Source organism: Vreelandella piezotolerans (assembly GCF_012427705.1).
Taxonomy (GTDB): Bacteria; Pseudomonadota; Gammaproteobacteria; order Pseudomonadales; family Halomonadaceae; genus Vreelandella; species Vreelandella piezotolerans.
On sequence record NZ_CP048602.1, the window covers coordinates 3,386,557 to 3,406,994 of the forward strand.

Annotated in this window: 16 protein-coding genes; 8 read left to right on the top strand and 8 right to left on the bottom strand. The window is 59.8% G+C overall.

The window, feature by feature from the left end:
* Positions 1-35: 35 nt before the first annotated feature.
* The 6 genes from GYM47_RS15510 to GYM47_RS15535 form a co-directional block, all read right to left on the bottom strand.
* Positions 36-2,891 (bottom strand): molybdopterin-dependent oxidoreductase, encoded by a 2,856-nt coding sequence (locus GYM47_RS15510; RefSeq protein WP_139525807.1) that lies wholly within the window; start codon positions 2,889-2,891, stop codon positions 36-38.
* 24 nt (positions 2,892-2,915) lie between these two features.
* Positions 2,916-3,119: a twin-arginine translocation signal domain-containing protein gene (locus tag GYM47_RS15515; protein WP_139525808.1), complete on the bottom strand. Its 204-nt coding sequence runs from the start codon at positions 3,117-3,119 to the stop codon at positions 2,916-2,918.
* A 76-nt stretch (positions 3,120-3,195) separates the two neighbouring features.
* On the bottom strand, positions 3,196-3,849 hold the full coding sequence (locus GYM47_RS15520) for a TorD/DmsD family molecular chaperone (RefSeq protein ID WP_153843029.1): 654 nt from the start codon (positions 3,847-3,849) through the stop codon (positions 3,196-3,198).
* A gap of 4 nt (positions 3,850-3,853) precedes the next feature.
* Positions 3,854-5,566 (bottom strand): 4Fe-4S dicluster domain-containing protein, encoded by a 1,713-nt coding sequence (locus GYM47_RS15525; protein ID WP_153843028.1) that lies wholly within the window; start codon positions 5,564-5,566, stop codon positions 3,854-3,856.
* Between the two features lie 197 nt (positions 5,567-5,763).
* The gene (locus tag GYM47_RS15530; RefSeq protein ID WP_153843027.1) at positions 5,764-6,420 is read right to left on the bottom strand and encodes a DUF3306 domain-containing protein; all 657 of its coding nucleotides are present in this window, start codon (positions 6,418-6,420) and stop codon (positions 5,764-5,766) included.
* Positions 6,417-6,857 (bottom strand): DUF3305 domain-containing protein, encoded by a 441-nt coding sequence (locus GYM47_RS15535; RefSeq protein WP_139525812.1) that lies wholly within the window; start codon positions 6,855-6,857, stop codon positions 6,417-6,419. Before GYM47_RS15535 ends, GYM47_RS15530 begins: the two co-directional genes overlap by 4 nt.
* A 151-nt stretch (positions 6,858-7,008) precedes the next feature.
* On the opposite strand from GYM47_RS15535, the gene GYM47_RS15540 reads away from it, so the two are divergent.
* The 5 genes from GYM47_RS15540 to GYM47_RS15560 are packed head-to-tail and all read left to right on the top strand — an operon-like array spanning position 7,009 to position 11,778.
* Positions 7,009-7,866 (top strand): formate dehydrogenase accessory sulfurtransferase FdhD, encoded by an 858-nt coding sequence (locus GYM47_RS15540; RefSeq protein WP_153843026.1) that lies wholly within the window; start codon positions 7,009-7,011, stop codon positions 7,864-7,866.
* Positions 7,863-8,483, top strand: a complete 621-nt coding sequence (gene mobA / locus GYM47_RS15545) for a molybdenum cofactor guanylyltransferase MobA (RefSeq protein WP_139525814.1) — start codon at positions 7,863-7,865, stop codon at positions 8,481-8,483. The genes GYM47_RS15540 and mobA overlap by 4 nt, the downstream gene beginning before the upstream one ends.
* Positions 8,480-9,733 carry a molybdopterin molybdotransferase MoeA gene (moeA, locus tag GYM47_RS15550; protein ID WP_153843025.1) on the top strand — a complete coding sequence of 418 codons (1,254 nt, stop codon included), beginning with the start codon at positions 8,480-8,482 and terminating at the stop codon, positions 9,731-9,733. Before mobA ends, moeA begins: the two co-directional genes overlap by 4 nt.
* Positions 9,730-10,722, top strand: coding sequence for a GTP 3',8-cyclase MoaA (gene moaA, locus GYM47_RS15555; RefSeq protein WP_139525816.1), 993 nt, complete (start codon positions 9,730-9,732; stop codon positions 10,720-10,722). The genes moeA and moaA overlap by 4 nt, the downstream gene beginning before the upstream one ends.
* A gap of 3 nt (positions 10,723-10,725) precedes the next feature.
* Entirely contained in the window at positions 10,726-11,778 is a 1,053-nt protein-coding gene (locus GYM47_RS15560; protein ID WP_153843024.1) for a CobW family GTP-binding protein, read from the top strand.
* On the opposite strand, the gene GYM47_RS15565 is transcribed toward GYM47_RS15560, so the two are convergent.
* Complete coding sequence (locus tag GYM47_RS15565) at positions 11,758-14,808, bottom strand: bifunctional diguanylate cyclase/phosphodiesterase (protein ID WP_153843023.1); 3,051 nt, start codon at positions 14,806-14,808, stop codon at positions 11,758-11,760. The two genes, GYM47_RS15560 and GYM47_RS15565, sit on opposite strands and share 21 nt — an antisense overlap.
* Before the next feature lie 189 nt (positions 14,809-14,997).
* On the opposite strand from GYM47_RS15565, the gene GYM47_RS15570 reads away from it, so the two are divergent.
* Positions 14,998-15,906 carry a LysR family transcriptional regulator gene (locus GYM47_RS15570; RefSeq protein ID WP_139525819.1) on the top strand — a complete coding sequence of 303 codons (909 nt, stop codon included), beginning with the start codon at positions 14,998-15,000 and terminating at the stop codon, positions 15,904-15,906.
* Positions 15,907-15,970: 64 nt separating this feature from the next.
* Here GYM47_RS15570 and GYM47_RS15575 read toward each other — a convergent pair whose 3' ends face one another.
* Positions 15,971-17,482: an NCS1 family nucleobase:cation symporter-1 gene (locus tag GYM47_RS15575; RefSeq protein ID WP_153843022.1), complete on the bottom strand. Its 1,512-nt coding sequence runs from the start codon at positions 17,480-17,482 to the stop codon at positions 15,971-15,973.
* 614 nt (positions 17,483-18,096) lie between these two features.
* On the opposite strand from GYM47_RS15575, the gene GYM47_RS15580 reads away from it, so the two are divergent.
* Together GYM47_RS15580 and hydA are read left to right on the top strand one after the other, a co-directional pair.
* Positions 18,097-18,963, top strand: a complete 867-nt coding sequence (locus tag GYM47_RS15580) for a nitrilase-related carbon-nitrogen hydrolase (protein WP_153843021.1) — start codon at positions 18,097-18,099, stop codon at positions 18,961-18,963.
* Between the two features lie 34 nt (positions 18,964-18,997).
* Positions 18,998-20,437, top strand: coding sequence for a dihydropyrimidinase (hydA, locus tag GYM47_RS15585; RefSeq protein ID WP_139525822.1), 1,440 nt, complete (start codon positions 18,998-19,000; stop codon positions 20,435-20,437).
* The last annotated feature ends 1 nt before the right edge of the window (position 20,438 follow it).

Sequence of the window (20,438 nt, forward strand, 5' to 3'; positions counted from 1 at the left end):
GTAGCCACACCGGCATGCTGTCTGGTCAGGTCGTGTTAGCTGGCGCGTTCGATACGGCAAATGGTGCACTTGGTCTCTTGCATCAGTGTCACCGGATCGTAGCCGTAGGTGGTCGCGGTATTGGCCGCTTCACCAGTCACGTAGGGAACGGTGCCTTCCGGGTAGCGGTCGTGCAGGCTTTCGCCCTGGAACACGCCGCCAAAGTGGAACGGCATGAACGCCACTTTACGATCCACGCGGGGCGTCACCAGTGCTTTTACTTTGACCCGACCACCTTCGGCGCCTTCGACCCACACCTGATCGCCATCGCGGATGCCAATGTCGTTGGCATCGGCTGGGTTGATTTCGACGAACATCTCCTGCTGCAGCTCGGCCAGCCAGGACATGGAGCGCGTCTCTTCACCGCCACCTTCGTACTCGACCAAGCGACCGGAGGTCAGAATGATCGGATACTCCGCGCTGTTGTCACGGTCCTGGATGGTTTTGTACATCGTGGGCAGACGCATGATGGAGTCGAAATCGTCCCATGTCGGGTAGCGCTCGACCAGGTCACGGCGGGTGGTGTAGAGCGGCTCCCGGTGTTTCGGAACGGCATCTGGGAAGGTCCACACCACGGCGCGCGCTTTGGCGTTGCCGTAAGGCGCACAACCGTGTTCGATGGCCACCCGCTGGATACCGCCGGAGAAGTCGGTCTTCCAGTTTTGGCCTTCGGCCGCTGCTTTCTCCTCATCGGTGAGATCATCCCACCAGCCCAGATCTTTGAGCAGCTGATCGGTAAACTCCGGGTAGCCGTCGTCGATGTCACCGCCAACCGGTGCCGAGCCTTCCGCCAGCAGGTTCACACCGTCGCGCTCGATACCGAAGCGGGCGCGGAAGCCCATGCCGCCTTCCATGACCGGGACGCTGGTGTCGTAGAGGTTGGGCGAGCCGGGATGCTTGAACTCAGGCGTTCCCCAGCAGGGCCACGGTAGGCCGTAGTAGTCGCCATCGGCAGGGCCGCCCTGGGCACGCAGGTTCTCAAAACTGAAGGTGTGCCAGTTTTGCTGGTGCTCTTTCAAGCGCTCTGGGCTTTGGCCGGTGTAGCCGACGGTCCACATACCGCTGTTAATTTCACGCAGTACGTCTTCGATCACCGGTCGATTGCCTTCCATCGCGAAGTTCTTCACGAACTCGTTGCCAAAGCCGAGCTTGTTGGCAAATAGATACATGATTTCGTGGTCCGGCTTGGACTCGAACAGCGGCTCGATGACCTGGTCGCGCCACTGAATCGAGCGGTTCGTTGCCGTGACGCTACCGGTCGTTTCAAACTGGGTGGCGGCGGGCAGCAGGTACACGCCGTCGGTACGGTCATGCATGACAGCGGCAACGGTGGGATACGGGTCGACGATGACCATCATCTCCAGCTTCTGCATCGCCTTCTGCATTTCGACGCCGCGGGTTTGCGAGTTGACCGCGTGGCCCCAGTAGAACATCGCTTTCAACGCAGTGCGCTGGGAGATGTTGTCATCCTCTTCCAGCACGCCATCCACCCAGCGAGAGACGGTGATACCGCTGGAGTACATCGGTTTGCCATCGGCGTACTCGGTGTCGTCGAAGCGGCCTTTCAGCCATTCGTAGTCCACGTCCCACACCTTGGCCCAATGCTGCCATGCCCCCTCTGCCAAGCCGTAGTAACCCGGCAGGGAGTCACACCCTAGCCCCAAGTCGGTCGCGCCTTGCACGTTGTCGTGACCACGCAAGATGTTGGCGCCGCCACCGGATTTACCGATGTTACCCAGCGCTAGCTCTAGAATGCAGTAGGCGCGGGTGTTGTTGTTGCCGGTGGTGTGCTGAGTACCGCCCATGCACCACACCACGCAGCCGGGGCGGTTGTCGGCAAGACGCTTGGCTACGTCGAACATCTCGGCTTCGGGTACGCCAGTAATGTCTTCGACGACGCTGGGCGGGAACTGGGCGACTTCGGCCCGCACATCGTCCATGCCATAGACGCGCTGGCTGATGTACTCACTATCTTCCCAGCCGTTTTCGAAGATGTGCCACAGCAAGCCCCAGATGTAAGCCACGTCCGAGCCGGGGCGAATGCGCACGTACTTGTTGGCTTTCGCCGCCGTACGCGTAAAGCGCGGGTCTGCGACGATGATGTCGCAGTTGTTGCGCTCTTTGGCAATCAGGATGTGCTGCATGGCGACCGGGTGCGCTTCACTGGGGTTCGAGCCAATGAACAGGATCGCCTTGCTGTTGTGCATATCGTTGAGCGAGTTGGTCATCGCTCCATAACCCCAGGTATTGGCTACACCCGCCACGGTCGTGGAGTGACAAATACGTGCCTGGTGGTCAGTGTTGTTGGTGCCCCACATGGAGGCGAGCTTGCGCATCAGATACGCCTGCTCGTTGTTGAACTTCGCCGAGCCCAACCAGTAAACGCTGTCCGGGCCGTAGCTGTCGCGCAGCTCGAGCAGCTTGTCGCCGATCTCGTTGACCGCCTCGTCCCAGTCCATGCGCTGCCACTCGCCCGCCACTAACTTCATCGGGTACTTCAAGCGGCGCGTGGAGTGGCCGTGCTGGCGCAGCGACGCGCCTTTGGCACAGTGGGCCCCACGGTTGATCGGGTGGTCGAAGGCAGGCTCCTGTTTGGTCCAGATTCCCTCTTGCACTTCGGCATAGACACCACAACCCACCGAGCAGTGGGAACAGATGGTGCGCTTGGTCTCCACCGGGGAGTCGAGCACCGGCGTTTTATTCGCCGCTTCGGTGCGCTGCATCATCGGCGCGCCCATGAAGCCTGCTGCGGCAACGCCGCCAGTGGCGACGCCCGTACGCTTCAAGAACTGACGACGGGAAATACCCAGTCCAGTGGTCGCAGGGGCGTTCGTTTTACGAGTTAAACGCATGGCAAATCTCCTGGCAGTTCGCCGTCAGTCACGCAGCGATGCGTAGTAAGCACGAATATGGTCGGTCTCACGGTAGTTCACCGTCTGCTTATCGCGCTCGACCGGGCTCTTGTCATCCGCCTGTGCCAAGGTGACGTGGCCGACCGCAGCGGCGGCACCCGCAGCAGCGGTGCCTAAACCAACGGTTTTCATAAACCGGCGGCGCTCAGGGTTATGTGACTGGTGCATGGGGTTCTCCTCTTTCATGCTTTTCTTATACGTGGCCAGCAGGCCTGTCGTTCACTTACCGCTGCGCACGGTCACGTCACGGTGTGGCTTTGCGCGCTGCACCGGCATCATAGGAAGCAGGCTCCACTATGCGTACCGGTCGATAGGCCGTCTGATCGCTCAAGCGTGCCTGTTCGCTCTCCATGAAAGCGCTACCCAACTGCCCCAGCGCTGCATAGAAAGCGGTGTCTACGTTGGCAAGGTCATCCCAACAGCGGCTGGCCCAAGGGGCAAGATGCCGTTGAAAAAAGGTAAATTGCTCGCCATTTTGTGCCGCGATGAGCATGGCCATCACTTCACACACCGCGGCCAGGTGATCTTCTGGATCCCGGGTATGCTCGCAGCGCTCGAAGCCCAGCGCTCGGAGGTCTTGGCGCAGTGCGACCAACGCGGCTTCCATCAATTCGCCATTTCGGTACCAAGACGCATAGGGGACTACGTCGCCTTGAATCACGCCGACCAAGTGGCGAAAATGCGCCCGTTTCAAGCCGTCGACATCGCTCTGGGCCGCGGCCAGCGACAGCGCCGCCCAACACTCGGCAATACGGCTACCGTCTTGCTCGTTATCCAAGCTCGCCAACCACGCCAGCAGCTCGCCATCCGGCGCTTGGCGCAGCAGGCTGGCGAGCAGTTGGTAGATATCCATGCGCAGTGCATCGGTGTCGCTTAGCGTCGGCATTGCATCGCTCATAGCTTCATACCTTTAGTTGCGCGTTAGGGTCGCGCGCCATGGTTTTCCAAACGTCTTTCACCCGGCAGTCTTCGCACATTTCCAACCGCGCCATGGCATCCCCGGCAAAATAAGGGTGATTGGCCAGCTTGGCTTTGATGGTGGCCACGGTACTGGCCGTGGCGAACGGCTTACCGCAGCCGATGCACTCGAACGCCGCCTCCTCATGGCAAATGTGCCGTGTGTCGCGCTCGGGCTCGGCGAGGAACCCCGGCGCCAGCGTAATGGCGTCTTCCGGGCAGGCCTGTTCGCAGAGCCCGCACTGCACGCAGTCTGCTTCGAGAAAACTCAGCGCGGGGGCGTTGCCCCCTGACTTGAGCGCAGGCGTTGGGCAGTTGCTGACGCAGGCGTGGCACAGCGTGCAGGCCGCGCTATCCACCTGAATACCACCGTACGCCGCGCCCTGAGGCATGACATGACGTTCACCGCTGGGCGCACCCAACTCGGCCAGTCGCGTCAGAACCACGTTCAGGCGGGCACGCTTGTTAGGCTCGTCGAAGTTCAACGGCGACTCGGTGAGCGGAGTGAGGCTCGGCAGCGCATCGCGCTCGCTCTCGGCTCCAGCAGGCAGCAGCTTGATGCGTGCCGTGTCGTGGCCAAGCGCGGTCAGTAGCGCGTGCGCCTGGGCGATTTGCTGCTCTAAAAACGCGCTGAGCCGATTCGGCATGTCATCGTGAAGCTGAATGCGCACTTCGGCGGCACCGCTGGCAAGTGCCGTCAGCCACTGGTCGTGACCCGCCGCGCCCAGTTCTTCTAAGGGTGCATCGATGATATGACCCGGCGTGGTAATACCTGCGTTGCGCTCGGCTTCCAGCGAGTCATGGGTGATGAAGCGCAGCACCGGCACCTCGCCACCGGCGTCGCGGTAGGCAGATAGCCAAGTGGCGAGCGTATCCTGCTGCCGGCGGGTTTCCGGTAGGCGAAACTCGATGGCACCGGTCGGGCACGCGCTGGTGCAGCTCCCCACGCCCTGGCAGAGAAACGGATCGATCTCGATGCGCGACTCGATACGGCCTTGGATGCTGGCAATCGCATCCGCCGGGCAGACGTCGAGACAGCGGGTGCAGCCAACGTTACCACTGGACGAGTGGGCACAAAGATCGGTATTGACCTGGAAATAGCGCGGTTTGTCGAATTCGCCCACCAGTTCGGTCACGCTCTCCAGCACGTCGGCACGCTCTGCCTCCTGACGCTCCCACGCGAGGCGCAGGTAGCCCGGCGGCGGCAACTCCCATGCAGCCACGTCCAATGCGCCTTCGGTGAGATCCAGCACCACGTCGAAAACGTCGCGTTCGATCAATGCTTGCGCCAGATTGAGCGCGTCGCCATCGGCTTGAGCCAGGGTGGTTCGGAACCCGCCCAGGTGGCCCGCAATACGCAGTTGGGGCTGCTGATGTGTGCTCAGCAGGTGTGCGGTAACCGGCTCGCTGGTGGCAGGAAGATCGACAGCGACATCCGTCGTCAGCAGCGTCAGCGACGCGAGCCCACGACCTTGCAGCGCACGCGCCGCTGAGCTGACGGACGCTGCACGACCCAGTAGCAATACGTGCCCTCGGCTATGGTAGGTCACGTTGGCAGGCGTTAAATTCACCGGCCATGAGATACGCCGACGCACCGCTTCACGGGCGGCGGCGTTACGCTGGTCGTCGATCGACGCCAGTTGGATTCGTTGGTTCATGCATTCTCACGGTCAAGAGGTCGTTTTTGTTATAATTAGCGTTTAGATGTCGTCATTTCGAGGATGACTTTCGACGTTATATCGACATAGCTTATTGTATCAGCGTACGGCGCAAACCGCTTTTTTGCCACTTCCATTGGTCGAATCGCTGTCAACGCAAGCCTGCTCGGTTTTTTACAACCCACTGATTCAAAAAGCTAACCGTCTTTTTTTCGCTCTCCCAGAGCGTGATCGGAATCATCAGACCGGTCGTCTAGTGAGACACTTTGTACAAAACTGTCATCACTTGTGCAAGCGCTCCCCTGCCCAGCTCCCTTCTCATCCTCATCATGGCCCGCGCGTTCTGCGTCGTTTTGCGCGGACTCGTCCAGCTTATCGAGGGCCTCCTCTGCTTTATTGGCCCAGCGCCGCAGCTTGCCCGCCAGCTCGCTCGCCATCGGCTTCAATTGCTGAGTGTAGTCAGCGTCGTAATCGTCCAGACCATCGCGCACGTTGTAGTTACCGGTGGCCCAGAGCCTGCGTAGTGCGCGACGGCGCAGGGCGGCGCTCACGCCAGGCACCATGAAGGCACTGAAATCACTGCCAGCAGGCAGCGTATCCGGATCGGGCAGCGTGTGGTCCAAACTACCGGGGGGTGGCAACGCTGACGTCTCTTGCTCGTCAGTGGCTGCCTCGACTGCTACGTCATCGGCCCCATGATCGGCAACATTAGCGCGCTGTTCCGCCGACGGCCTGACGCGCTCACCTTGCTCGACACCCGTAGGCTCGGAAGAGTCAGTTTCAGACGAGCTAGGCGGAAGATTATCGTCATCGAGACCGCGCTTTTTACGCGACCAGCGCTCAAAACGGCTCACTGCGGCTGCTCCTTGGCCGGGGTCTCTTTACCACGCCCGGCTCCTTTGCGTTTTTTCTTGCGGGTTTCCACCGGGGCGTCACCGTGGCGGGCGAGGTAGTGCTCGATCCACACTTGAATCGCCATCGGCATGGGCGCTTCCAACACCTGCTGCTCGCCATCGAGCCAGCCTGCGGCGACGTCTTGGCTGGCGGTCATCGCATCGGGCGTCGGGGTCTGCCCCGTGAATCCAGCACGCACGAACAGGCGCGGTGTGGACGAGGTAAGGTTGAACCGGTAGGCCGCTCGCTCGGTCATGTAGAGCTGCAAGTTGAGAACACACTCCCCCTGGTCGCCCGGCACGAGCTCGGCAATACGCCACTGGGTCTGTGTGAAACGTCCCACCTGCTTGGCCTCCGCCATCAAGGTGACGCTCAGCGCGCGCAAATTATCACTCATGGGTTTCACCCCCTTAGACCTTGAACGGGTAGACAAGTAAGCCTTTTGAGCGCCATCATCGTCAACTCAGACTATTTTACTCAACTATTATCGTAATGTTCGCCGTGTTTGCGTTACCCACACCACGTTTTGGTATCAGTGAGGATTGCGGATGCCCGCCCTTCAGCTAAGCCGAGCCCGCTTACCGGCCACGACCACCATCGATGTCATGGATGCCTACGGCGACACGCGCGCCCAGGCGATTGCCGCCGAGCGTGCGCTCACGGTCTACCTCAATAAGCGCGAGATCGTCACGCTAATGACCCTAGGAGACGACCCAGAAGCGCTGGTGGTAGGCTACTTGCGTAATCAGGGTCTATTGCGCAGCGCCGAGGATTTGGCTGCCGTGCAGGTCGATTGGGACGTCGAAGCAGCGGTGATCGTCACTCGCCATCTGCCGGAGGACTTGGAAGCGCGCCTGGGCAAACGCACCGTGACGACCGGATGCGGCCAAGGTACCGTGTTCGGAAACCTGCTGGAGCAAACCGCCCTGACCGCGCTGCCCGAGACACCGTTGGCGCAATCCACTCTGTATGATTTATTGGCTAATTTGAACACCTATAACGACACCTATCGCAGCGCGGGGGCGGTTCACGGCTGTGCGCTGTGCCACCAAGCGCGGGTGCTGGATTTCGTCGAAGACGTGGGCCGCCATAACGCCGTCGATACGCTGGCCGGCCGCCAGTGGCTCAATCAAGCGGACAGCCAGTGCGCCGATATTTTCTATACCACCGGCCGCCTCACCTCCGAAATGGTGCTTAAAGTCGCGCAAATGGGCATTAGCGTGCTGGTATCGCGCTCAGGCGTGACGCAAAAAGGCGTAGAGCTGGCCGAACGTTTCGGCGTCATGCTGATCGCTCGGGCCAAAGGCAAAAGCTTCCAAGCGATCAACGCCGCTGGCCGCTTGACCCTAGACGCCATACCCCCCAAACCGCCCAGCGCGCGCTCGTCCAAGGAGGCAGGCGTATGATAGCCAAGCAGGATCTCACCGGAATGATTCTCGCAGGCGGCGAGGGTCGCCGTATGGGCGGTCGAGACAAGGGGCTCGAGCCTTTCGCGGGCCTGCCGCTGGTGGCGCATACCGTCAAACGCTTTGACGGTCACGTGCATGAGCTGATGATCAACGCCAACCGCAACGGCGATGCCTACGCGCTGTTTGCCGACCGCGTCATCGCTGATGCCGAAGGCGGTTTCAAAGGTCCGCTGATGGGTATTTACAGCGGCCTATGTGCCGCCCAAACGCCGTGGCTATTGGTCGCCCCTTGCGACTCCCCGGCGCTGCCCTTCGATGTGGTGTCGCGGATGATCGCGGGGGTTATCCAAGAAGGTGTCGAACACGACATTGCCGTGGCCTTCGATGGCGAGCGCCTGCACCCGGTCATCGCGCTACTGCGCACGTCGCTGGCCGACGATCTGGCCGCGACGCTGGCCGACGGCGAGCGTAAAATCGACCGTTGGTACGCCCGCCACGCTTGGTGCCGCGTCGATATGTCGGATTGCCCGGAAGCGTTCGCCAACCTCAACACCGAAGAGGAAAAAGCGCGTTTGGAGCAGGCCATGACGACATCCTCTCAGGAGGTGCCATGAGCCTATCGTGTTTCGAGCTGGGCGAACAGATGCTGAGTGTCGAGGCCGCCCGAGCGGCGCTGATGACGCTGGTGGAAACGCCGGTAGCCGTCGAGCAGGTGCCGCTGAGCCGCGCCTACGGGCGCAGGCTGGCCGTCGACATCACCGCCCGAATCAACGTGCCGCAAAATACCAACGCGGCGATGGATGGCGTTGCCCTGGCATGGCCCGAAGCGCCGCTTCATGATGCGCACTTTCCTGTCATCGGCGACGCCGTTGCCGGGCAAGCGTTCGACGGTCATGTGCTCCCCGGCCAGTGCGTGCGCATCACCACCGGCGCGCCCATGCCCAGCGGCACCGATACGGTCATCATGCGTGAACAGCTCATCGAAGAGGCGCACCGTGTCACCGTCGAACGCCCTGAGCGCGTCAGCGTCGGGCAGCACGTTCGCCAAGCGGGTGAGGACATTGCCGAGGGCGATGTGGCGTTGACGGCAGGCACCCGGCTGGACGCTGCGGGCATGGGTCTGGCAGCCTCGCTGAGCTATGCCGAGATCACGGTGTATCGTCGTCCCAAGGTCGCGATTTTCTCTACCGGCAACGAAGTCACGCCGCCAGGGGAGCCGTTGCCCAGCGCCGGGATTTACGATACCAATCGGTTTACCCTGATGGGCATGCTCAGCGAGCAAGGGGCCGAGGTCGTGGATCTAGGCATTTTGCCCGACGACCCGCACACCATCGAACGGGCGCTGGCCGAGGCTGCGACACAGTGCGACCTAGTGATCACCAGTGGTGGCGTATCGGTCGGTCATGCGGATTACACACGCACCGCGCTGGAGGCCCTTGGGCGGCTGGCCTTTTGGCGAGTGGCGCTGCGCCCCGGTCGCCCCATGGCCTGCGGCCAGCTAGGCGCTTCGCGCACGCCGTTCGTGGGTCTGCCGGGCAACCCGGTGGCCGTCATGGTAACGTTTAGTCAGTTCGTGGTGCCGCTGCTGCAGCGGCTGCAAAGCCAACCACCGGCAGCACCGCGACGGCTGACGGCGGTGGCCCAAACGTCTCTCAAAAGTCGTTTGAAACGCACGGATTTTTTGCGCGGTGTCTATACGTGCGATGACCAGGGAGTGCTGCACGTGCGCAGCACCGGCGCCCAAGGTTCGGGTATTTTGACATCCATGGTGATGGCCAACTGTTTGATCGAACTTGGCGATGACCAAGCAGGCGCTCAGCCAGGCGAGGCGGTCTGCATTCAACCCATAACGAGCTGGCAATGACCGAACAACTGATCGACGATTTTGGCCGCCGGGTACGCTACGTACGCATGTCGGTCACTGACCGCTGCGACTTTCGCTGCGTGTACTGCATGAGCGAGGAAATGACGTTTCTTCCCCGTGCGCAAGTCCTCACACTGGAAGAGCTGGCCATGGTGGCACGCGCCTTCACCGAGTTGGGTGTCGAGAAAATCCGCCTGACCGGGGGGGAGCCGCTGGTGCGTAAAGGCATCGAGCAACTCGTGGACGACATCGGCGCTCTGCCGGGGCTGGACGACTTCACCATGACCACCAACGGTGCCAGCCTACGTAAACACGCCAAGCGGCTCTACCAAGGCGGCTTGCGTCGGCTCAATATCAGCCTCGACTCTCTCGATCCCGAGCGCTTCAAGCAGCTCACGCGCACCGGCGATCTCGCCAAAGTGATCGACGGCATCCACGCCGCCCAAGAGGCGGGCTTCGAGCGCATCAAGCTGAACGCGGTAATTTTGAAGGGCCGCAACGAAGACGAAGTGCTCGACTTGGTGACCTTTGCCCGCCAGGAAGGCCTCGATATCAGTTTCATCGAGGAGATGCCGCTGGGCGATGTATCGGATCACTCCCGGGCGGAGACTTTCTACTCCAGCGACGACGTCCAGGCGATGATCGAAACCCGCTACCCGCTGACGGCGACTACCGAGACCACGCCCGGGCCGTCGCGCTACTTCAGAATGGCCGACAGCGATAGCCGCGTAGGCTTTATCTCGCCCCATAGCCACAACTTCTGCGATAGCTGTAACCGCGTTCGGGTCACCGTGGAAGGCCGTCTGCTGCTGTGCTTAGGGAATGAACACTCGGTGGACTTGCGCGCCGTGTTGCGCCGCCACCCTGGCGACATGCAGGCGCTCAAAACCGCCATTATCAACGCCCTGCCGCTCAAGCCAGAACGCCACCACTTCACCACCGACGGTGATGTGCAGGTGGTGCGTTTCATGAACATGACCGGAGGCTAACCGTTGGCTGCTGCGTCACGCGTACCCGTTCACATCGTCACCGGCTTTTTAGGTAGCGGTAAAACCACGCTTATCCACAGCCTGATCGAACAGAAGCCTGTGGATGAGAAGTGGGCCATTCTGGTCAACGAATTTGGTCAGATCGGCATCGACCAAGCCATGTTCGATCGCCGCGACGATGTGGTGGTGAAGGGCCTACCCGGCGGCTGTCTGTGCTGTCAGCTTGCGTTCGTGTTACAGGCCGCGCTGGTCAATCTGTTGGCGCGCAGCAAGCCTGACCGGGTGATCATCGAGCCCTCCGGCCTTGGCCACCCGGCGGGGTTGCTCGACCTGCTGCGCGGTGAGGCGTTTCAGGATGTGGTAGCCGTACAAGATATTATCGCCACGCTCGACCCTCGTCGACTGGACGACACCCGCGTGCGCGAGCACGAGACGTTTCAAGACCAGCTGCAGATGGCCGATGCCATCGCCATTACGATGGGTGACCAAGCAAGCGAGGCCCAGCATCGTCAAGCGCAGCAGTTTGTTGGTGCGCTATGGCCAACGCCAAAGTGGGTGCATATCGTCGACCACGGCAAACTTCCCGTGGCGCTGCTGCTGGAGAGCGGTCAGACCAGCCAGCCAGCGCACACCTCGATGCCTGACGCGCACCATGCCTTGGCGGCGGCCCCGAGCCTGGATGGCGCGTTTTTCGATTTCCCACCGCCGCCCGGCACGCCTCAGCAGCAAACCGCCAACGCCTTGGGCTACACCAGTACCGGCCTGCGCTGGCACCCCACCGAACGCTTCGACCTCGACCTGCTTGCCCACTGTGTCGGTGAATTACCTACCTCCGCTCGGGTGAAGGGCGTGTTTCACACCACGGATGGCTGGAAACGGCTCAACCGCGCCGACGGAGCGCTCAGCGTCGCCAGCAGCGCCTGGCGGCAAGACTCGCGGATCGAAGTGATTACCCCCGACCCTATCCCCTCCGACGCTATCGACACTATCGAACACGCGGCGCTCATCGCCACCCTGCATGCACAGCTGGCTCGCTCACGAGTGGAAGCGCCCTGATACCATCGCCTCGATCTCACTGACCGGAACCGGGCGACCATACAAATAGCCTTGAAAGGCGTGGCAGTCGTGAGCCATGAGCCACACCTGCTGGGTCTGGGTTTCGACCCCCTCGGCAATGATGTCGAGGTTCAAGCTCTTGGCCAGGGCGATGGTACTCTCCACGATCGCCGCATTGGCCTTGCTCTCAAGTACTTGGTGTACAAAGGACTGATCGATTTTTAGCTGATCCAGCGGCAACTGAGCCAAATAGGCCAACGACGAGTAGCCGGTGCCAAAATCGTCCAATGAAAAGCGCACACCCAACGCCTTCAAGCTCAACATTTTATCTCGAGCGTCGTCACGGGCCTCCACGAAGAGTGACTCGGTGACTTCGAGCTTGAGCTGGGCCAGCGGCGCTTGGGTGCGCTGAAATACGTGCTCCACGCGGGACAAAAAGTCCGCCTCGCGAAACTGCAGCGGACTGATGTTGACCGAGATCGTCAGGTGGCTGAGCAGCGGTGAAGGCGCCCAGCGAGCAAGCTGCTGGCAGGACTCCTCCAATACCCATTCGCCCACGTCGTTGATCAGCCCGGTGCTCTCCAGTAGTGGAATAAACTCCCCCGGAGAGACCATGCCACGCTCGGGGTGCTGCCAACGCAGCAGCGCTTCCACCCCGGTGAGCATACCGTGGCGATCCACCTGAGGCTGATAGTGAAGTCGCCATTGCTGATTCTCCAATGCCTGGCGCAGTTCCGCCTCAAGCTTCACTTTGGCCAGCAGCGCGGCCTGCATGGAGGGATCGAAGAAACGCAGCGATTGTCGCCCGCCCGTCTTGGCTTGAGAGAGCGCCATATCTACCTGCTGTAGATAGTCGTCGGCGCTCCGCTGACTATCCGACACGATGGTAATGCCCACGCTGGCACTCACCACGGCACTCTCTTCACCAATTGGGACGGGCTCGTCCAGCGCCGCTAACAGTTTTTTGGCGATGTGCTCGACTAACGCGTGCGTTTGGCGTGGGCTACCATCCACGCCTTCGATCAACACGGCAAATTCGTCACTGCCCAGCCGAGCGAGCGTGTCGGTGTCACGCAGCATTTGACCGAATCGGCGGGCCACGCACTGCAACAGTTGGTCCCCCGCGTGATGCCCCAAGGTGTCGTTCACATGGTTGAAGTTATCGATGTCGATCAGCAAGAGCGCGCCACAGCGCTGATGGCGGTTTAGCTCCTTCAGCGCCGTGCCGACACGGTCCATGAAGAGACGCCGGTTGGCGAATCCGGTGAGCGGGTCGTAAAACGCCAACTGGTGAATCTCCTGCTCGGCAGCTTTGCGCTCACTGATATCGCTCATGGTGGCGACGTAGTGGGTCAGCTCGCCCGCCGCGTCGTAAACCGCACTAATGGTCAGCCACTCGGGAAACAGCTCACCGTTTTTGCGCTGATTCCAAATTTCTCCTTCCCAACTCCCCGTGGCCATGACGCTGCGCCACAAACGACGATAAAACGCCGCGTTATGGTGGCCCGAGCTGAACATGCGCGGATTCTTGCCCACCACTTCTTCATCGCTGTAGCCAGTAATGCGTTTGAAGGTATCGTTGACCTTTAAAATATGACCCCGCGCGTCCGCCACCATGATGCCCAAGTGCGCCTGAAAAGCCGCAGCCGCGATTTTCAGCTCGACTTCTGCTTGTTTCGCGTCGGTAATATCGCGGGTCACGGATAAAACTCCTTCGATGTGATGAGTGTGACTGGCCAACGGGCTCACCGTGGCGTGAAAGTGACGCTGCTGCTGGCCAAGCAGTAACGGATATTCGAACGTCGCCACCTGTCCGGAGCGCTGGACTTGGTGGAACACCTTATCAAACGCCTTGGCCAGCGTAGCAGGCAGTACTTCATCATAATGTCGCCCTAGCGCTTGCTGGCTTTCCAGCAGAAGTTTATCCTTCTCGATGGCGTGAACGAAGCGAAACCGCCCTTGGCCATCGAAGACGAAAATCAAATCTTGCAACGAGTTGATCAGCGCGTCCAAGCGCGCCTCCCGGGATTGCAGCCGATACGAGAGCGACAGTCGATTCAAATAGTGCCGCACGCCCCAGGCCCCCAGTAGCAACATCCCTCCCATTGCCAGCGTGAGAACCAGGCCGCGTTGACGCCAACCGGCAAGCTGGCGCTGCACATCGACCCCGACCACTACCAGTACGGGGTAATTGCCGACACGCTGCATATGGAACAGGCGCTCGCGCCCGTCCAGCGGCGAGCGAGCCGTAAACGTTTGAGAGGCTTGCTGGGTGGTCAGCCACTGCCGTGTCGCCGGATCGTCGATCTGCATGCCCACCAAGGCAGGTGGATCAGGCACGGGATGACGAGCGATGAGCTTCAAGCTACCGTCGACCAAGCTCATGCTTTCGCCATCATAAACGCGCATTTGTTGAAGAGCGTCCATCAGGGTTTGGGGCACCAAACGCGCGACCACGACGCCATCGAAACGATCGTTTTCGCCGCTGATTCGCCGAGCGTGATAGAGATAAAACTGACGATCCTCGTCCGACCAGTAAAGCGGCGTCACGAGCTCGCGCTGGCCCCCTTGCTGAAACGAGCGAAAAAAATCAGTGTGACTAATATCGATGCCCGCATGGCGATTATCACGACTACTGATCCATACGCGCCCTTGGTCGTTGAGAATACCGATCTCATTGATCAGCGGCATATACCGGGTCAAGGCTTCTACGGCCCCCTGTATGTCGGCCATACCGTCAGCGCTATCGAACCCGCGGGTCTCAACGTGCTGAGCCAAGGTGAAAAGTGCTTGCCCGCTCTGCCCAAAGACGCCTTTCGCCCACTCGGTCATGACGTTAGAGCGGGCAGAGGCCCGGGCTTCTGCCGCACGAATCTCCTGCTGGTACTGGCCAGTCAATAGCCAACCAAACAGCGACACCACCACACACAGCGCCAAAAAGAAAAAGCCGATCGCGCGTCGCTGCAAACGTCGATAACGTGGCAATACGGGCACATCGCGGCTCGTTGCATCACTGCGAGAAGGAAACATGGCACATCGACCTTATTCAGGTATCCCGCAGGCGCACCTGATACAGTGTAAAAAAGAACAGTGGAAGATACACCAACGCCAGGCCAAGATGACATCACCCCATAGTGGCGCGTTGTTTTTTTGATGTATATCAGTTTTTAGCCAGCTTAATTCTTCAATAAGCGCCCTTTTTATCAAGAAGAGGCAGTTATGGCATCGCTAGGCCAAATGAGCGACTACGACATACGTCTAGTGCGTATTTTTAAAACGGTGGTGGAGTGCGGAGGCTTCACTGCAGCCGAGACCACGCTGGGCATTAGCCGCTCGGCGATTAGTCAGCACATGAGCGACCTTGAAAGCAGGCTGGGCTTTTCGCTATGTCAACGTGGGCGTGGAGGCTTTAGCCTGACAGAAGAGGGTAAGGAGATTTACCAGGCGGGACTCACACTGCTTACGGCGCTGGAAACGTTCAAAAGCGATGTGAATGCGCTACACCATACCATCAAAGGCGAGCTGAACATCGGCATTACCGACAATCTCGTCACCCTCCCCGCCATGAATGTCACCCATGCGCTAGCCGCACTGACCGCCCCCCACCATGAGGTCACGGTACACATTCATATGGAGCCCTCAGATGCGGTGATTCGCGGCGTGATGGACGGTCATCTACACGTGGGCGTCGTGCCCGCCGTGAACCTGCCCACCAGCCTGGAAACACGCTTGCTCTACGACGAGCCCTCTTACCTATACTGCTCCGCTGGCCACCCGCTGTTCAGCGTACCCGACGACGCCGAGAGCGCCGCCCAGCTCGCTCGATACCCGGCCATTCGACCCCGCTATCCGCTTCCCGACATGGCACGTCAGGCCCACGAAGCGCTCAACCTACAAGCCTCCGCTTCCGACCGGGAGGGCGCGGCGTTCCTGATCCTCACCGGCCGATTCATCGGCTTTCTACCCGAGCATGTCGCCGCACAGTGGGTCGCCGCAGGCAAAATGCGCGCTCTGCATCCGACCACTCGGCACTATCGTATTCCCTTCGTGCTGGTCACACGCCACGACCGACGACCCAACCGTGTGGTCGATGCGTTTTTGGGGTTTGTCGAACAACGCGAATCATAAAGCATAACGCCCGGTAAAGTGCCGGGCGTCATAGCGTGGTTCAGTCATCAAACCGGATAACGACTTATTTTACGACCTCACTCGCCGCGAGAGGTACAGGCCCCACCTGAGGCGACGTTGCCAGTGCTTGGCTGGCGAGGTAATAGACGACTGCCCCCAGCGCGGAGCCCGTAAACCAGCCGTAGTCATAGAACCAGTTCATGGTACCGGTCAGCAGCGAGAGCAGCGTTAACGCCACCGGAACACCAAAGGCGATAAAACCGGCGATATTGACGGCGGGATAAGCATGGTGGTCCATATACAGGCTCGGCACATCCAAACGCTGCTTTTTAATCAGGAAGTAATCCACCGCCATGATGCCAGCGATGGGCCCTAACAGGCTGGAGTAGCCCAGCAGCCAGTTGGAGTACATCTGCTCCAGAGAAACGCCCTGGCTCACCACCCCCGCCTTTTGCAGCAGGTCGTAACCCATCAGCAACACCCCTACAGCCCCTGTCAGCAGCACTCCTCGCGTTTGATTGATAAATTTAGGCGCAATATTTTGGAAATCATTGGTAGGGGAAACAATGTTAGCGGCAGTATTCGTGGAGAGTGTCGCGATAATGATCAATACCATCGCCAGCACCACCCAAGCAGGACTGTCAATCATCCCAATCAAATTGACTGGATCAGCAATGGTCTGTCCTACCAGCGACTCAGACGCTGCGGTAAGCACCACACCAAGGGCAGCAAAGAAGAACATGGTCAACGGCAAGCCCAGGATCTGCCCGACGATCTGGTCCTTCTGGCTCTTGGCGAAGCGACTGAAATCAGGAATGTTCAGTGACAGCGTTGCCCAGAAGCCCACCATGGCCGTCAGGCCAGCAAAGAAGTAACCATACACCGAAGCCCCTTCCGGGCGCGACGGCGGCTGGGCCAGCAGCTCGGTCATCGACATGTGCGGCCACGCCCACATCATCAACCCGATCCCTACGGCCAGCAGCAGCGGCGCTGCCAGGGTTTCCAGCCACTTGATCGACTCGGCCCCGCGAATCACCACGTACAGGTTCATGGCGCCAAACACGAAGAAGCCAATCACCTCGCCGACACCTCCCAGCGCCGCCCAGGCGGGAAACAGCGCCGACAGCAGCAGGTGAATGGCCAGCCCGCCAAACATGGTTTGAATGCCAAACCAGCCGCAGCCCACCAGCGCCCTCACCAGGCAGGGCACGTTGGAGCCCAGGATACCAAACGAAGAGCGCAGCACCACCGGAAAGGGAATGCCGAATTTGGTGCCGGGAAAAGCGTTCAGCGTCAGCGGAATCAGCACGATCACGTTGGCCAGCAGAATGGCCAACAGCGCCTCGCCAACGCTCAGCCCAAAGTAGGCCGTGAGCACGCCGCCCAGGGTGTAGGTGGGTACGCAGATCGACATACCGACCCACAGCGCCGCAATGTTCCATTTGCTCCAGGTACGCTCTTTTGCTTCGGTGGGCGCAATATCCTCGTTGAAGCGGGCGCTTTCACGTACATCGTCTTCCACTGCCAGTTCGACCAACCCCTGCTGATCGATCATTCGAGATTTCGCTGCCGTCATCGTTGTCTCCTTAGCCTCGCCATTGCTTTTTTTATCTTCAAAGGTTCAACAGGTTACCCAGCAATAAGCGTGCCCAAAACCACACACTCACCGCTAACTCATTGAACACAAAGCTGACTAAAAAGACATATATAAAAAAGAAACTCTCTACATCATTGTTGTTATAGCAACGGGTATTAAAACTTACTAAACAGGGTAGCGGCATATTCATAAAACGCACCATAAGAATGCAAAGAATCAATATGAAAATAAAAATACAAAACACAAACTATTGATTTAAAATCATAAAAAAGAAACGCCATAATAGTGCAGCATCTCACCAAATTGATAAAAACGGCCAACTTAAAATTTAAAAAACAGAAAAAACAGTCACTTGAAAGACAACCAGGCTTTTTATAAAAACTTCTTGCAAAACGTCTTCAATCAGCGCTATGTTCAAAAAACTGTCTATCATGACAGCTTTGCTAACAATTATAAGTGTCGACCATGAGTCGATGTCATGACACGCCTAGCGATCTTTTCCGCCACTCATCGATACCGGCAGAAAAGCCACCCATAGCTGACCTCCCATCCATTCGGATGGTCGGCGCGTTATGACAAAAGAGGGGTAGTCCATGCAGAAAATGAAGATTGGCCTGATTCAGATGGCCCTGAATACCAGCACTGATCAAGAACCCGGCGCCATTCGTGACGCGATGAACGAAGCGCACCTGCCCATGATTCAGCAAGCCGCCGAGCAAGGCGTGCAGGTGCTGTGCTTCCAGGAAGTGTTCAATCAGCCCTATTTTTGCCCCAGCCAGGACAGCAAGTGGTACGCCGCCGCCGAGCGGGTGCCGGAAGGCCCCACCTGCCAGATGATGCAGAAGCTCGCGGCCGAGCACCGCATGGTAATCATCGTCCCTATCTATGAAGAGACCGAGACCGGCGTTTACTACAACACGGCGGCGGTATTCGACGCTGACGGTAGCTACCTGGGCAAATACCACAAGACACACATTCCCCAGGTGGCTGGCTTTTGGGAGAAGTTTTTCTTCAAGCCGGGGCAATCCAACTGGCCGGTTTTCGATACTACCTACGGCAAGATCGGCGTGTACATCTGCTACGACCGCCACTTCCCGGAAGGCTGGCGGGCACTGGCGCTCAACGGCGCCGAAGTGATTTTCAACCCTTCTGCCACGGTGGCCGGTCTTTCCCAATACCTATGGGAGCTGGAGCAACCCGCCTCTGCCGCTGCCAACGGCTGCTTCATCGCCGCGATCAACCGGGTTGGCACCGAGGCGCCCTGGAATATCGGCGACTTCTACGGCTCCAGCTACATCGTCAACCCACGCGGCAAGATCGAGGCCCAGGCCAGCGCCACAGAAGACGAGCTGCTGGTGCATGAGATCGACCTGGATATGGTGCGCGAGGTGCGCAACAACTGGCAGTTCTTCCGCGACCGCCGCCCCGAGACCTACACCCGCCTCACCGACGGTGAATGATTCTGCTGGCTAAACACAACGACAGGAGCGAACCATGAGCTTATTGATCAAGGGCGGCACGGTGGTCACCCACGCTGACACTTACCGCGCCGATGTGCTGTGTGTCGACGGCAAAATCCACGCCGTTGGCACCGACCTGGAGGTGCCGGAAGGCTGCGAGATCGTCGATGCCAGCCACCAATTGGTGATGCCTGGCGGCATCGACCCCCATACCCACATGCAGATGCCCTTCATGGGCGCGGTGGCCAGCGAAGACTTCTACACCGGCACCGCCGCCGCCATGGCGGGCGGCACCACCACGATCATCGACTTCGTGATTCCCAGCCCCGGCCAGTCGCTGCTGGAAGCCTTCGAAACCTGGCAGGGCTGGGCGGAGAAAGCCGCCACTGACTTCGCCTTTCACGTGGCGATCACCTGGTGGGATGAGAGCGTCAAAGAGGAGATGGGCACCCTGGTACGCGAGCACGGGGTCAACAGCTTCAAGCACTTCATGGCCTACAAGGGCGCGATCATGGCCACCGATGACATTCTGGTGGAGAGCTTTTCCCGCTGCCTGGAGCTGGGAGCGGTGCCCACCGTACATGCTGAAAACGGCGAGCTGGTCTACCACATGCAGCAGAAACTGCTGGCCCAAGGCATCACCGGCCCGGAAGCCCACCCGCTTTCTCGCCCACCGCAGGTGGAAGGCGAAGCCGCCAGCCGTGCCATTCGTATTGCCTCCACCCTGGGCGCACCGGTCTACCTGGTGCATGTCTCCACCAAAGACGCGGTGGATGAAATCGCCTACGCCCGCCAGCAGGGCCACCCGGTGTTTGGCGAGTGCCTGGCGGGCCATCTGGTGATCGATGACAGCGTTTACCAGCACCCGGACTGGGCCACTGCCGCCGCCCATGTGATGAGCCCGCCATTCCGGCCCAAGGGCCACCAAGAAGCGCTCTGGCACGGCCTGCAATCTGGCAACCTGCAAACCACCGCCACCGACCACTGCTGTTTCTGCGAAGAGCAGAAGGCCGCTGGTAAAGATGACTTCACCAAGATCCCCAACGGCACCGCGGGTGTGGAAGACCGCCTAGCGGTTATCTGGGACGAAGGGGTGAATAGCGGCAAGCTTTCGCCCCAGGAGTTCGTAGCGGTCACCTCCACCAACACCGCCAAGATCTTCAACCTCTACCCGCGCAAAGGGGCGATCCAGGTGGGTGCCGATGCCGACCTCGTGGTCTGGGACCCCAACGGCACCCGCACGATTTCAGCCAAGACCCATCATCAGAACGTCGATTTCAATATCTTCGAGGGCAAGACGGTACGCGGCATTGCCCGCCATACCATCAGCCAGGGCAAGTGGACATGGCGCGACGGGGAGCTGTACGCCGAGCGCGGTGCGGGGCGCTATTTAGAACGTCCCGCCTACCCCGGTGTGTTTGAACTACTCGCCAAACGTGCCGAGCTAAACGCACCCATGGCGGTAACGCGCTAAC